The organism is Magnetospirillum sp. ME-1 (genome assembly GCF_002105535.1).
Lineage (GTDB): Bacteria > Pseudomonadota > Alphaproteobacteria > Rhodospirillales > Magnetospirillaceae > Phaeospirillum.
This window is the reverse complement of sequence record NZ_CP015848.1, coordinates 1,409,866-1,423,824: the sequence shown is the minus strand read 5'-3', so window position 1 is coordinate 1,423,824 and position 13,959 is coordinate 1,409,866. Positions and strand designations below refer to the sequence as shown.

At 65.7% G+C, this 13,959-nt stretch carries 12 protein-coding genes; 2 read left to right on the top strand and 10 right to left on the bottom strand.

Annotated elements, in window-relative coordinates; all coding sequences use genetic code 11:
- Window positions 1–61 precede the first annotated feature (61 nt).
- From WV31_RS06585 to WV31_RS06575, 3 genes are read right to left on the bottom strand one after another with little or no spacing between them, the layout of a single operon-like run.
- The gene (locus tag WV31_RS06585) at window positions 62–535 is read right to left on the bottom strand and encodes an LEA type 2 family protein (RefSeq protein ID WP_085372810.1); all 474 of its coding nucleotides are present in this window, start codon (window positions 533–535) and stop codon (window positions 62–64) included.
- Window positions 535–3,999 (bottom strand): DNA polymerase III subunit alpha, encoded by a 3,465-nt coding sequence (dnaE, locus tag WV31_RS06580; protein WP_085372809.1) that lies wholly within the window; start codon window positions 3,997–3,999, stop codon window positions 535–537. Before dnaE ends, WV31_RS06585 begins: the two co-directional genes overlap by 1 nt.
- Window positions 4,000–4,031: 32 nt before the next feature.
- Complete coding sequence (locus tag WV31_RS06575; RefSeq protein ID WP_168185864.1) at window positions 4,032–5,243, bottom strand: HD-GYP domain-containing protein; 1,212 nt, start codon at window positions 5,241–5,243, stop codon at window positions 4,032–4,034.
- A gap of 256 nt (window positions 5,244–5,499) precedes the next feature.
- On the opposite strand from WV31_RS06575, the gene WV31_RS06570 reads away from it, so the two are divergent.
- Entirely contained in the window at window positions 5,500–5,817 is a 318-nt protein-coding gene (locus WV31_RS06570; RefSeq protein WP_085372807.1) for a hypothetical protein, read from the top strand.
- A 46-nt stretch (window positions 5,818–5,863) separates the two neighbouring features.
- Here the strand turns inward: WV31_RS06570 and WV31_RS06565 are convergent, their stop codons facing one another.
- The 6 genes from WV31_RS06565 to mce form a co-directional block, all read right to left on the bottom strand.
- Complete coding sequence (locus WV31_RS06565; protein WP_085372806.1) at window positions 5,864–6,544, bottom strand: ABC transporter ATP-binding protein; 681 nt, start codon at window positions 6,542–6,544, stop codon at window positions 5,864–5,866.
- Window positions 6,537–7,781 carry a lipoprotein-releasing ABC transporter permease subunit gene (locus tag WV31_RS06560; protein ID WP_085372805.1) on the bottom strand — a complete coding sequence of 415 codons (1,245 nt, stop codon included), beginning with the start codon at window positions 7,779–7,781 and terminating at the stop codon, window positions 6,537–6,539. The genes WV31_RS06565 and WV31_RS06560 overlap by 8 nt, the downstream gene beginning before the upstream one ends.
- A 60-nt stretch (window positions 7,782–7,841) precedes the next feature.
- On the bottom strand, window positions 7,842–8,408 hold the full coding sequence (locus WV31_RS06555; RefSeq protein ID WP_085372804.1) for a hypothetical protein: 567 nt from the start codon (window positions 8,406–8,408) through the stop codon (window positions 7,842–7,844).
- A gap of 313 nt (window positions 8,409–8,721) precedes the next feature.
- A complete protein-coding gene (locus tag WV31_RS06550) occupies window positions 8,722–9,525 on the bottom strand; it encodes a hypothetical protein (RefSeq protein ID WP_145980769.1) in 804 nt (267 codons plus the stop codon).
- Window positions 9,526–9,727: 202 nt separating this feature from the next.
- Window positions 9,728–10,285, bottom strand: coding sequence for a DNA-3-methyladenine glycosylase I (locus WV31_RS06545; protein ID WP_085372802.1), 558 nt, complete (start codon window positions 10,283–10,285; stop codon window positions 9,728–9,730).
- A 179-nt stretch (window positions 10,286–10,464) separates the two neighbouring features.
- Window positions 10,465–10,869: a methylmalonyl-CoA epimerase gene (gene mce, locus WV31_RS06540; protein WP_085372801.1), complete on the bottom strand. Its 405-nt coding sequence runs from the start codon at window positions 10,867–10,869 to the stop codon at window positions 10,465–10,467.
- A 152-nt stretch (window positions 10,870–11,021) separates the two neighbouring features.
- Between mce and WV31_RS06535 the strand changes: the two genes are divergently transcribed.
- The gene (locus WV31_RS06535) at window positions 11,022–13,427 is read left to right on the top strand and encodes a penicillin acylase family protein (protein ID WP_237051521.1); all 2,406 of its coding nucleotides are present in this window, start codon (window positions 11,022–11,024) and stop codon (window positions 13,425–13,427) included.
- Window positions 13,428–13,431: 4 nt separating this feature from the next.
- On the opposite strand, the gene WV31_RS06530 is transcribed toward WV31_RS06535, so the two are convergent.
- Window positions 13,432–13,935 (bottom strand): flavin reductase family protein, encoded by a 504-nt coding sequence (locus tag WV31_RS06530; RefSeq protein WP_085372799.1) that lies wholly within the window; start codon window positions 13,933–13,935, stop codon window positions 13,432–13,434.
- Window positions 13,936–13,959: the final 24 nt, after the last annotated feature.

Sequence of the window (13,959 nt, the reverse complement as noted above, 5' to 3'; positions counted from 1 at the left end):
GCCTTCGCGGGGGTGACGAATGAAAGTCGGAGAATTGTGTTAGGCGGCGAAACGGCGTTCGTCAATGCCTCTTGGCTCCCGCCCCGCCCAGGGCCGAGGCGAAGTCAAAATCGCCCGACTGGTCGAAGGCCGCCCGGCCGCCATGGGTCAGGAACAGGGAACCGGACAGCCGGTACTCCACGCCCTTGGAATCGGGAACGCCCAGCATCTGGCGCATCAGATCGGTGGTGGAGACATGGGCCACCCCCGCCACCTCGGTCTCGCCCAGGCGGGGCACGGTGACCGCCTTGTCGCTGGTGCCCTTGGCGAAGCTATGGCCGTTGATGTCGATGGCAAAGCGCATGCCGTCGATGCTCATGGCGGTGTTGTTGGGATTGCGCACCCGAAGGGTCACCGCGAGGCGCTGCTCCATCAGCGACACGTCCACCGGCACCATGGACAGCAGCACCACCTCCGGCGGTTCGGCGAATTCGGACGGGGTGCAGGCGGCAAGGCCCAGGAACACCACCAAAGCCGTCAGCCACTTGGACGCCATCAGATCTCCTCCACCTCGGTGATGCCGGGAATGCTGCGCAAGCTGCCCATGAATTTGGGCGAAAGCGTGATGGTGGATTTAAGGCCCAGCTCCACCTCGCGGTTGCCGGCCCGGGCCACGATGGCGACGCGGTTGCGGCCCCGAGCCTCATTGTTGATCAGGTCCGAGAGCTGCTTCAGCGCACTGTCGTCGGAGATGATGACACGGATGCCGGCGGCGGCCTTGGCGGCTTCCTGGTCGAGCGACGCGATGCGCTGGCAGGTCATGCGCAGCTGGTCTTCCTCCAGCTTGGCGTCCACATCGATCAGCAACGGCCCACCGGCGTCGAGCAAGTCCCGCGAGGTGGCGAGGATCTCCGAGAAACAGGTGACCTCGAACATGCCGGTGGCGTCGGAAAACTGCAAAAAGGCGTAGCGCGAGCCCTTGGCCGAGACGCGCTCCTGCTTGGACAACAGCGAACCGGCCAGGCGTACCCTGCCCTTGCCGCCCGCCTGGAGGTGGCGGGGCAGTTCGGCGATCTTCAGCACGTTGAGGCGCTTCATGCTCTTGGCGTAGGCGTCCAGGGGATGGGCGGACAGGTAGAACCCCACCGCCTCGAATTCCTGGTTGAGCTTCTCGTGCGGCGACCAGTCGGGGCCGTTCTCCAGCTTCAAGGTCGGGGCGTTGGAGCCGCCCAGCAGGCTCATCTGGCTGCTTTGCCGGTCCTCGGCGGCCTGGGCGGCGTAGCGGCACAGCGTGTCGGCATTCTTGAACAGCCGCCCGCGATTCTTATCCAGCGAATCGAAAACGCCGGCCTTGACCATGTTTTCCAGCTGGCGACGATTGAGCACCTTGGAATCCATGCGCGCGGCGAAATCACCCATATCCTTGAAGCGGCCGTCCCTCTCGCGCTCCTCCACCAGGGACTTCATGGCCGCCTCGCCGACGTTCTTCAAGGCCGCCAGAGCGTAGCGCACCGCCTGGGAACCATCGGGCAGCACCTCCACCGAGAAGGTGGGCTGGCTGGCGTTGATGTCGGGGGGCAGCAGCTTGATGCCGAGGCGGTCCAGCTCCTGGCGGAACGAATTGAGCTTGTCGGTGTTGCTCATTTCGTAGGTCATGGTCGCCGCCATGAACTCGGCCGGGTGGTTGGCCTTCAGCCAGGCGGTCTGGTAGGCGATCAGGGCGTAGGCGGCGGCGTGGGACTTGTTGAAGCCGTATTCGGCGAACTTGGCCACCTTGTCGAAGATCATGGAGGCCTGGGCGCCATCGACGCCCCTGGCGGTGGCGCCTTCGACGAAGGTCTTGCGCTGGGCCTCCATCTCCTCCTTGATCTTCTTGCCCATGGCGCGGCGAAGCAGATCGGCGCCGCCGAGCGAATAGCCCGACAGCACCTGGGCGATCTGCATCACCTGCTCCTGGTAGACCATGATCCCGAAGGTTTCCTTCAGGATGGGCTCGAGGAGCGGATGCATGTAGTCCGGCTCTTCCTTGCCGTGCTTACAGGCGATGTAGCGCGGAATCTGGTCCATGGGGCCGGGACGGTACAGCGCCACCACGGCGATCAGGTCTTCTAAGCGGTTGGGGCCCATCTTGCGCAGCACGTCGCGCATGCCCGAACTTTCCAGTTGGAACACGCCGGCCGCGTCGCCCCGCGACAGCAGTTCATAGGATTTGGCGTCGTCCAAGGGGATGGCCGACAGGTCGATGTCCAGCCCCTTGGTCTTCTTGACGTGCTTGACCGCCGTGACCATCACGGTGAGCGTCTTGAGCCCCAGGAAGTCGAACTTCACCAGACCGGCGGATTCCACCCATTTCATATTGAACTGGGTGACCGGCATGTCGGAGCGCGGGTCTCGATAGAGCGGCACCAGTTCGTCCAGGGACCGGTCGCCGATCACCACGCCGGCCGCATGGGTCGAGGCGTGGCGGTACAATCCCTCCAGCTTCATGGCCAGATCGATCAGGTGGGAGACGGTCTCGTCCCGCTCCTTCTGCTCGGCCAGCAGCGGCTCGCTCTCCAGCGCCTGTTCCAGCGTCATGGGGTTGGCGGGATTGTTGGGCACCAGCTTGCAGATGCGGTCCACCTGACCGTAGGGCATCTGCAGCACGCGGCCCACGTCCCTCAGCACGGCGCGGGCCTGCAGCTTTCCGAAGGTGATGATCTGCGCCACCTGGGCATAGCCGTACTTGCCCTGGACGTAGCGGATGGTCTCTTCCCGGCGGTCCTGGCAGAAATCGATATCGAAGTCCGGCATGGAGACGCGTTCGGGATTGAGGAAGCGCTCGAACAGCAGCCCCCAGCGCAAGGGATCGAGATCGGTGATGGTCAGAGCCCAGGCCACCGCCGAACCGGCGCCCGAACCACGGCCCGGCCCCACGGGGATGTCGTGGGCCTTGGACCACTGGATGAAGTCGGACACGATCAGGAAGTAGCCGGGAAAGCCCATCTGCTCGATGACGTTCAGCTCGAACTCGACGCGCTCGCGGTAGGGCTTGGCGGCGTGCTCCTTCTCGTCGTCGGTCATGCCGGGCTGGAAGACGTGCTTGTCCAGCCGCAGGTCCAGGCCCTCCAGCGTCTTCTTGCGCAGCACCTCGGCCTCGGTCAGGCCGTCCATGCGATAAGGCGGCAGGATGGGCTTGCGCTTGGAAACGCCGAAGGCGCAGCGCCTAGCGATCACCATTGTGTTGTCGCAGGCCTCGGGCAGGTCGGCGAACAATTCCCGCATCTCTTCCGGCGACTTGAAATAGTGCTCGGGCGTGAGGCGGCGACGCTCGTCCTGGGAGATGTAGGCGCCCTCGGCGATGCAGATCAGGGCGTCGTGGGCCTCGTACATGCCCCGGTCGGCGAAGAACGGCTCGTTGGTGGCGACCAGGGGCAAATCGTGCTTGTAGGCGAGCGAGACCAGCGTCGGCTCGATGCGGTCCTCCACCTCCAGGCCGTGGCGCTGCAACTCCACGTAACAGCGCCCGGCGAAGGCGCGGGCGAGGCGCGCCAGCACGATCTCGGCCTTTTCCCCCTGCCCGTCGGCCAGCAGGCGGCCCACCGGCCCGGCGGGACCGCCGGTCAGCACGATCAGGCCGTCCGAGCGGGTCTCCAGGTCGTGCAGGGTGACCTGGGGGGTCTCGCCCGCATCGGTCTCGAGAAAGGCCTTGGACACCAGCTTCAGGAGATTGAGGTAGCCGCCTTCGCTCTGGCACAGCAGCACCAGGGAATCGGGCTCGGGCTTGCGTCCGTCCTTGGACGGGCCGCCGTCTTCGCGCCGGATTGCGATCTGGGCGCCGACGATGGGCTGGATGCCCGCATCCGAGCACGAGGTGGAGAATTCCAGGGCGCCGAACAGGTTGCCGGTATCGGCGATACCGATGGCGGGCATGGCCATCTTCTCGCACAGCTTGATGAGCTGCTTGAGCTTGATGGCCCCTTCCGCCAGGGAATAGGCGGTGTGGACGCGAAGATGGACGAAGTCGGCATGGGAAGGCATGGCGGCGAGATTACCCTAGTCGGAACGCCCCGTCACCCGCCCGTCGCCGCCGCCCAGCATTCCTCCAGATGCTCCTTGCAGGCGGCCACCACTTGCGGGTCCAGCTTGCCGGCGAACACCATGCCGTCCATCAGGGCGGCGATTTCGTCGGGCGTCAGCGGGGCGCGGTAGGGCCGGTGCTGGGCCAAAGCCTGGAACACGTCGGCCACCGCCACGATGCGCGCCTCCAGGCACAGATCACCCTCCTTCAGATGGAAGGGATAACCGTTGCCCGACAGGCATTCGTGGTGAAAGGCGGCCCAATCGGCGATGGCGCCGGGACCGAAGGCGTGGGTGAGGATCACCCGCGTGTCAAAGGCGTGCCGGGCCATGCGCAGGCGGTCGGCGGCGTCGAGCGCGCCCTGGCGGTCCAGCAACTCGTCGGGAATGCGCAGCTTGCCGATGTCGTGGAGGTAGCCGGCGATCTCGAGCCCCCGCCGGGTCGCCTCGCACAGCCCCATGGCCCGGCCCAGCAAGACCGAGACCTTGGCCACCCCGCCGCTGTGGCACTCGGTATAGGGACTCTTGCGGTCGATGATGCCGCCGACCACGGCGGCCAGCCGCACCACCGCGCCGGCCTCCAGCAATTGGGGCGGCCCCAGGGCGGTCAGGCGGGCCAGGGCTTCCGACAGGACCGGCTCGTCCAGCGCGAACCAGAAAGCCTCGCAGCGGGACAAACGGTCCAGCGCCGCCAGAGATTGGGGCGCGAAATAGCCGCCGTGACTTTTCAGCGCCGCCACCAGATCGCGCCCGGGAGTGGCGCCGCCCTGGAGCAGCGCGTCGGTGCGGTCGGCCAGGCAGATCAGGTTGGCGGCCAGCGCCACGCCCTCGTCAACGCCCCGGTTGCACAGATTGGTCCAGGCGGTGTGGTGCTCGGCCACCATTGGCGCCAGCACCGCCAGTTCCGGGATCGAAGACAGGTATCCGGCGCCCCGCTGGCAATGCTCGACCGAATCCGCCCAGCGCAGCGCTCCCATCAAATCGTGGTGCTCGCCGGTGGTGGAGACGCCGCAATCATGCAGCAGGGCGGCCCGCAACAAGGTGCGGATTTCGCCGTTCTCCCAGCCCAGATCCTCGGCGATGCGGGCCGCCACCAGCCCGACACGGCGCGAATGGCCGGTCTTGTCCACCCCCACCAGATCAAAGGCGTCGGACAGGGCCAGAACCAGACGGTCGAGATCGAAAACGCTCGGAATCGCACCCATGGGCGCTCCCCCCTTCACCATCCGGGTACATTCTACTCCCTTCGGCGGTTCTTGGGCCAGTCGAGGTATTCGGGGGGGGGGCCGGCGATTACATCGGAGCGCTCATTTCATGTGCGCGTATTACATGTATAAAATCGGCAATAACCGTATTATTCCGAGTCGTGACAGATATTTATTCATCTTTAGGTTATTGGATGTGCGGGCGCAGCTCGCATGGGAGCCGTTCGCGGCAACACCTGACCAAAAGGGGATGGATATGACTCAGCTTTCCGTTTCGAAGTGCGACAACGAGCTCTATGTGATCGCAATTCCCGTCAGCCCCAACGGCGGCACCGCCGCCGTGGAAGTCCTCCACATCAGCTCCGGCTACAACGACCCGGTGAACTATTCCATCAATCTGGGTTCGGTGCTGGTGCCCGGCGGTACCTACAGCATCACCATGATGGGCATCAACTGGGGCGGCCCCGCCGCCTTCGCGGTCAATCTCAACGGCACGCCCTACACCTTCTCCGACGGCTCGGGCAAGCTGGGTCTGGTGTGGAACCAGTCGGTGAACGTCACCGTCAACCGCTAAGGATTGCCGTGTGGCGGGGGCTGCGGCTCCCGCCACACGAACTCCCTCACCCCTCCACCAGCAGGCCTTCGCTCATCCTCACCACCCGATCCATGCGCGCGGCCAGCTCGGGGTTGTGGGTGGCGATCAGGGCGGCGACGCCCGAGCCCTTGACCAGGCGGATCAGTTCGTCGAACACGCCCTCGGCGGTATGGGGGTCGAGATTGCCGGTGGGCTCGTCGGCCAGCAGGACGCGGGGGGCGTTGGCCAGCGCCCGGCAGATGGCGACGCGCTGCTGCTCGCCGCCCGACAGCTGGCCGGGGCGGTGCTCGGCCCGCTCGGCCAGCTTCATGCGGCCCAGCAGTTCCATGGCCCGCACGCGGGCCTGGGCCTGGGGCACGCCGGCAATCATCTGGGGCAGGATGACGTTCTCGGCCGCCGAGAATTCCGGCAGCAGGTGGTGGTACTGGTAGACGAAGCCCAGATGCAGGCGGCGCAGTTGCGTGCGCTCCCTTTCCCCCAGGGCGCCGGCCGGATTGCCGGCCAGATGGACCTCGCCGCCATCGGGGCGCTCCAGAAGGCCGGCGATGTGCAGCAGGGTCGACTTGCCGGCGCCCGAGGGACCGACCAGGGCGACGATCTCGCCGGCCCGGATCTCCAGATTGGCGCCCTTCAGCACCTCGAGGTCTTCCTTGCCCTGGTGGAAGACGCGGCGGATGTTCTCCAGTTTGAGGCCCAGCTCACTCATAACGCAGAGCCTCCACCGGATCGAGCTTGGCGGCCCGCCAAGCCGGGTAGATGGTGGCGGCGAACGACAGGCCCAGCGCCATCAGTACCACGGTGACCACTTCCCGCGTCTCGACCCGGGCGGGCAGCTGGGTCAGGAAGTAGATCTCGGCGGCGAACAGCTCGCGGCCGATGATGGACTGGATGAACTGGCGGATGTTCTCGATATTGGTGGCGAAGGCCACACCCAGGATGGTGCCCGCCACCGTCCCCACCACCCCCACCGAGGCGCCGGCCAGGAAGAAGATGCGCAAGATCATGCCGCGCGTCGCCCCCATGGTGCGCAGGATGGCGATGTCGCGCCCCTTGTCCTTCACCAGCATGATCAGGCTGGAGATGATGTTGAACGCCGCCACCAGGATGATCAGGGTGAGGATCAGGAACATGACGTTCCGCTCCACCTGGATGGCGTTGAAGAAGTTGGCGTTGGCCTGCTGCCAGTCGTAGATGTTGGCGGTGTTGCCGGTGATGTCCCAGATGGCCTTGCGGATTTCGGGCACCATGTCGGGATTGTCCAGGAACACCTCGATCTGGGTCACCGCATCGGGCAGGCGGAAATAGGTCTGGGCGGCTTCCAGCGGCATGAAGACGAAGCCGGAATCGTATTCGAACATGCCCACGTCGAAGGTGCCGACCACCTTGTAGCCGCGCACGCGCGGCACGGTGCCGAAGGCGGTGACGTTGCCCTTGGCCGAGATCAGCGAGATGGAATCGCCGATGCGCACCCCCAGCTTCTCGGCCAGGCGCTTGCCGATCACCACCGCGTCGTCACCGGCGAAATCGGCCGGATTGCCGCGATACTTCTTCTGGAAGATGGGCCGGGTCAGCAGGTCGGAGGCCCGCACGCCGCGCACGATGGCCCCGGTTCCAGCACCGGGAGAGGTGGCGAAGACCTGGCCCTCGGCGGTGGGGATCACCTTAGTCACGCCGGGCAGCTTGCGGATGGATTCGGCCAGGGGATCATAACCGGCCAGCGGCGCGCCGGCGCCGTAGACGCCGATATGGCCGTTGATGCCCAGGATGCGGCCCAGCAATTCGTGGCGGAAGCCGTTCATCACCGCCATCACCACGATCAGGGTGGCGACGCCGAGGCCGATTCCGGCCAGGGAAAAGCCGGCGATGACCGAGATGAAGCCTTCCTTGCGCCGGGCCCGCAGATAGCGGAACGCCACCATGCGCTCGAACGAGTTGAAGATCATGAAACCCCGCGGATCAATCTGCGGGGGCGACAATAGGCAATGACGGCCGCCTTGGCAACGCTACCGGACCCCTTGGCGGGCGCAGGCCTCGGCCAGGGCGCGCTGGTCCTCGGACAGCATGGGCTCGCCGTTGAAGGTGAAGGTGTTGCGGGCGATGTCGTACTTCACCACTCCCACGTCGGCGGTGGTGTTGTCGTAGCCCTTCGATGAAATCTTGGCCAGCTTGCTTTCCGCCTCCGCCAGCGCCTGGGCCTGGGCCGCCGTGGCGGTGCCGCCACCGGCGGCGATGGCCGCCTGGGTGGTTTCCTTGGATTTCAGGGCGGACTTCCGCGAGGAATAGTTCAGCGGATTGATCTTCACCGGAAATTCCAGGGTCTCGGGCAACACCCGCTTGGCGAAGGCCTCGCGCCCCGGATCGGTGTCGGCCGACACCACCGGCTTGCCGCGCACATCCACCCCGGGCTTGTAGGCAACGTCAGGGGCCGGGGTATGGCTGATCACCCGCGAGCAGTCGAGCTTGGAAATGGTGATGACCATGGGGCCAGCCGAACTCGACGCCCCCTGGGCCAGGGCGGCGGCGGGAACGGCAAGACCGGCAACGACGGACAGCACGAGGAAACGGTGCATGGCCAGACTCCGAGCGGCGGGGCGGCGACGCCCTCCACGATGCGCCTGTCCAGGCCCAGCATCAACCCTTTCGCACGCCGCACCATTTATGAAATGTTCACAAAGAAATGGGGTGACGGCCGTCAGATTATTTCGTAAAGTGGTTCCAAGCTCGGAGAACGGGCAAGACATCCGATAACGGTTGCGCCAAAGCGGCTTGAGTGTCGGGAGGAACGTGTCCCAGGTCCGCCGAAAGGCCGAGGCCAGGAACGTAGGATGCGGCAGGATCGCCAAGGCGGTCCTGCCGTTTCCGTTTTCAGGCCCTCGCCCGGCATCACGCCGCCAGGCGAATCCTCAATTTCGCCAGTTCCGCCAGCAGCGGACCGAACACCGATTCCGGCGTCACCTGCCAGCGTGACAGGAAGTCGCTGCGGGTCCCCTCGTCCATGGCCTGAAGATCGCAGGACGCGAACAGGGCTTCGAAGATCCTCAGGAACTTGACCGCGTCGAAATCGTCGGAGCAGCGCTTGCCCGGCTTGGCCGCCACGAAGGCGCCTCCCCCTAAGGAGCGGCTGCCCGGCGACGAGTTCATGACGATCAGCAGCCAGTCCATCCGCGCCTCGAAACGCCGGAAGGTCCGGGCGATGGAGACCAGAATGCGCTCCCGGATCAGCAGGGTCTCGGGGTGGCGGTAGAAGGCCTCCCAGCGGGTGACGCCGCCGTTCCCCGACGACACATTGCCGGCGATGGCGGCGCAGCGACCCTGAATTTCGTCGAAGGCTTCCTCGCCCAGGATCATGCGCAAGGCGGCGAACAACCGGCCGAGATGGGAACGGGTGATCCCCGAGGCACGGTCGTCGAGCACGTGGGCAAAGGTCTTGGTGACGATCCGGCCAATGTAATTGATGCGTTGGGAATCCACCTGCCGCAGGACGAACAGGTCCTGGCAGGTCCGCTCGGCTCCGGCGTAAAGGTCATCCAGCAGATCGCCGGCCCCGCCGACCGCATCGCAGGTCCGCCGGATGGCATCCACGGACACCTGACCACCGACCGCCTGTTCCTCCAGCAAGCCGGCAAAAGCCCTGACGACGATTCCGGCCGTGCTGCGGCATCGCGCCCCTGGGTCGTTCTCAGACATCGTCCATCCCACCAGAAAGACGCCCACCCCTGGCAGGACCATAAGCGATGCAAAGAAAAAACTCAATATATAACAATACTCATACCGGCAAACCAGCAGACTGGAAACAGATAACACCAAAGCTCAGTAACGCACACAATCAATGAACCGCATTCATCTTCGATAACAATCGCGACACAATCCGTTAACAACCCATTCGCTTTTATTTCAAATAGAAATCAGCCCCAACCCTTGCCCAGGGAACTTCAAACGCGTTCAGGCGGAGCCGCACCGGGCAATCCTCGCGGTGAGACCCCGGCAGATAGCCGATGCTCATCAGGAATTCGCCCACCACCTCGCCGCCCATGAAGACGAAAGTCGCCTTGAACAGCTTGACCCAGTTTTCCTTGGTCAGCGGGTGGTGACGCTCGATCCAGGCGGCGAAGCCGCCCTCTCGCGCCCGCAGGGCCTGAAGGCGGCGGGCGTTCTCGACGATGGCGTCAAGCTTGCGGCGGTTGCGGATGATGCCGGGATCGGCGAGCAGGCGGGTCATCTCGGCCTCGCCATAGGCCGCCACCTTGTCCACGTCGAAGCCGTCGAAGGCGGCGACCATGGCCGGGCGCTTCTTCAGCACGATCAGCCAGGACAGCCCGGCCTGGAAGATCTCCAGGCACAGGCGCTCGAACAGCGCCCGCTCGTCGGTGAGCGGAAAGCCGTATTCCTGGTCGTGATAGGGACCGTGGAAGGGATGGCCCGGCGCGATGTCGCAATACCAAGACATTTGCTTCTCCTCGGCCACGCGGCCGCCCCGCCAACCCCGCGTGGCCGAATAAGAAAGACATTTGCTTCTCCTCGGCCACGCGGCCGCCCCGCCAACCCCGCGTGGCCGAGTAAGAAAGACATTTGCTTCTCCTCGGCCACGCGGCCGCCCCGCCAACCCCGCGTGGCCGAGTAAGAGTGTTAAGCCTGTTCCAGCTCGACCAGGGTGCCGTTGAAATCCTTGGGGTGCAGAAACAGCACCGGCTTGTCGTGGGCGCCGATCTTGGGCTCGCCGTCGCCCAGCACGCGGGCGCCGGTGGCCTTCAGCTTGTCGCGCGCCGCCAGGATGTCCTCGACCTCGTAGCAGATGTGGTGAATGCCACCCGAGGGATTCTTGTCGAGGAAACCGGCGATAGGCGACTTCTCGCCCAGGGGATGGAGCAGTTCCACCTTGGTGTTGGGCAGTTCCACGAACACCACCGTCACGCCGTGGGCCGGCTGCGGCACCGGGGCGGACACCTTGGCGCCCAGCGTGTCGCGGTAAAGCGCGGTGGCGGCGGCCAGATCGGGCACGGCGATGGCGACATGGTTCAACTTACCGATCATCGGAATCCTCGTCCTTGATGAATAATACGTGTCATCCACCTATAGCACGCTCCGCCGCGCCCTTCCAAAGGTGATGCGGCCTTTGACTTGCCGCCCCGTGCGGGTTAGGAAGGGGATCGAGCGCCTGAAACGGGATATGAGGGCTGAGAGCCTTGCCGGAACACGCCGCAAAGACCGAGCCCATGGCCGGGAATAAATCCGACGATCAGGACTATGCGCATATCGGCGACGTCATGTCCGGCTGGTCCAAGCTGGTCAACGCCATAGCCTTGGTCCTGATCCTCGGCGCGTCGGCCCTGTTCGTGGTGGTGATGGGTTCGCTGCCGCGCATCGACGGGCGCCACCCCGTCACCGGCATCCAGCTGAAGACCACCATCACCCGCGACAGCGTCGGCATCCCCAAGATCGTCGCCGAAACCCGCCACGACGCCTATTTCGCCATGGGCTGGGTCCACGCCCAGGACCGCATGTGGCAGATGGAGGCGCAGCGGCGCCTGGGCGCCGGCCGCCTGGCCGAGGTGGTGGGAGAGGCCGGACTGGCCAGTGACCGCTACATGCGCACGCTCGGCCTCTATCAGGCCGCCGAACGCTCGCTGGGAGCGCTGTCCGAGCCCACCCGCTCGGCGCTGCAATCCTATGCCGATGGCATCAACGCCTGGATGAGCCACAACATCTACCGCCTGCCGCCCGAATTCACCATCCTCGGTTTCAAGCCGGAACCTTGGAAGCCCGCCGATTCCATGGTCTGGCAGAAGATCATGGCCATGACGCTCACCGGCAACTGGCATGACGACATCCTGCGCGCCCAGCTGGCCCGCACCCTGGACGCCAAGCGCCTGGCCGAGCTGTTTCCGTCCTATCCCGCCGACGCGCCCGTCACCCTGTCGGCCGAGGGCGGCAAGGCGCTGCTCGAATCCTTCCCCGAAGCGGCGCGCCCCACCCCGGCTTCCAATGTCTGGGTGGTAAGCGGCGCCCGCACCCGCTCGGGCAAGCCGCTGCTGGCCGGCGATCCCCATCTGGCCTTCCGCGCCCCCATCCTGTGGTACCTGGCCGAGCTCGAGGCCCCCGAGCTGAAGCTGGCCGGCGCCACGGTGCCCGGCCTGCCCTTCCACCTGATCGGCCATAACGGCCGCATCGCCTGGAGCTTCACCGCCACCCAGGCCGACACCGTCGATCTGTTCGTGGAAAAGCTGGCCGGCGAGACCCAGTACCGCACCCCCGACGGCAACCGCCCCTTCCTCACCCGCACCGAGACCATCAAGGTCAAGGGGATGCCGGATGTGGTGATGAATGTGCGCGAGACCCGCCACGGCCCGGTGGTGTCCGACCTGCTGGCCCAGGGAATCGCCGGCAAGGACGAGGTGGTCGCCCTGGCCGCCACCGCGCTCAGCCACGGCGACACCAGCGTCCAGGCGCTCCATCTGCTCAATCAGGCCGGCGACTGGGCCGGTTTCAACAAGGCGGTGAAAGAGGTGCAGGCGCCGGTGCTGAACATCGCCTACGCCGACACCGCCGGCAATATCGGCTTTTTCACCGCCGGGCGCATTCCCGTCCGCAAGTCGGGCAACGGCACCGTGCCGGCGCGGGGCTGGACCAACGAGGGCGACTGGACCGGCTGGGTGCCGGTGGCCAAGCTGCCCCAGAGCTTCAACCCGAAATCCGGCGTGCTGGTCAACGCCAACAACAAGGTGGTGGGCGACAAGTACCCCTACCTGATTTCCGCCACTTGGTCGGAGGGCTACCGCGCGGCGCGCATCCGCGACCTGCTGGGCGAGCGCCGCGGCCTCGGCATCGAGGACATGATGGCCATCCAGGCCGATTCCGTGTCGCTGCAGGCCGTCGAGCTCAAGGAATTGCTGACCGGCATCGAGTTCAAAACCCAGCGTTCCCGCGACATCGCCCACCGTCTCGCCGAATGGGACGGCAAGGCCGACCGCGACCGGGCCGAGCCGCTGATCTTCGCCGCCTGGATCAACCGTCTCAACCGCGCCATCCTGGCCGATGAGCTGAAGGACTCGTTTGCCGCCTTCGAGCGGGTGCGCCCCCAGGTGCTGATGGACATCCTGACTCGGCGGCGCCACTGGTGCGACGATATCACCACCCCCGAGGCGGAAAGCTGCGACGACCTGATCGAGCGAATCCTGGACCAGGCCCTGGCCGATCTGGAGGCCACCTGGGGCAAGGACATGAAGACGTGGCGCTGGGGCGCCGCCCACCCCGCCCGCTTCGAGCATCCTTTCCTGGGCAAGGTTCCCGTGCTGGGCGGCATGGCCGATCTGTCGGTTCCCGCCGATGGCGACGATTTCACCGTGTCGCGCGCCGCCTATCGCGTCGAGGCGGGCGGCACGCGCTTTCCCCAGATCCACGGCGCCGGCCTGCGGGCGGTGTTCGACCTCTCGGACCTGGCCGACAGCCGCTTCGTCATCGCCACCGGCCAGTCGGGCAACCCGCTGTCGCGCCATTACGCCGACATGCTGCCGGCGTGGAGCGTCAACCGCCTTTACCGCCTGGGACTGGACAGCAAGCGTTCGGTGCTGGTGCTGGAACGGGGACGCTAGAGCCTTACACCACGTCGGTGAGCGAGGACGGGGCCGGGTCCATGTAGCTGCCGCGGAAATAGACCAGCGGGTTGCCCCCTTCCTGGTGCTTCAGCTTCTCCACCTTGCCGATGAAGATCTGGTGGTCGCCGCCATCGACGACGTTGACCAGCGAGCATTCCAGATTGGCCAAACACCCCGACAGGATGGGCACGCCGCTGTTCCAGGTGGTGCTGGGCACGCCCTGCCACTTGTCCTCTGACCGGCTGGCGAAGCGGATGGACAGGTCGCGCTGACGCTCGGACAGGATGTTGATGGCGAAGTGGCCGAACGTCTTGAACGCCTCCATGCTGGAGGTGGAGTTCCCCAGACAGAACAGCACCAGCGGCGGATCCAGCGACAGGGACGAGAACGCGCTGACCGTGACCCCCACCGGCTCCCTGGCTCCGGGGGTCAGCGTGGTGACCACCGTGACGCCGGAGGCGAAGCAGCCCAAAGTCTTGCGAAAGGAACGGGGGTCAAGGGACATGGACAGCTCGGCATCACTGGGGGC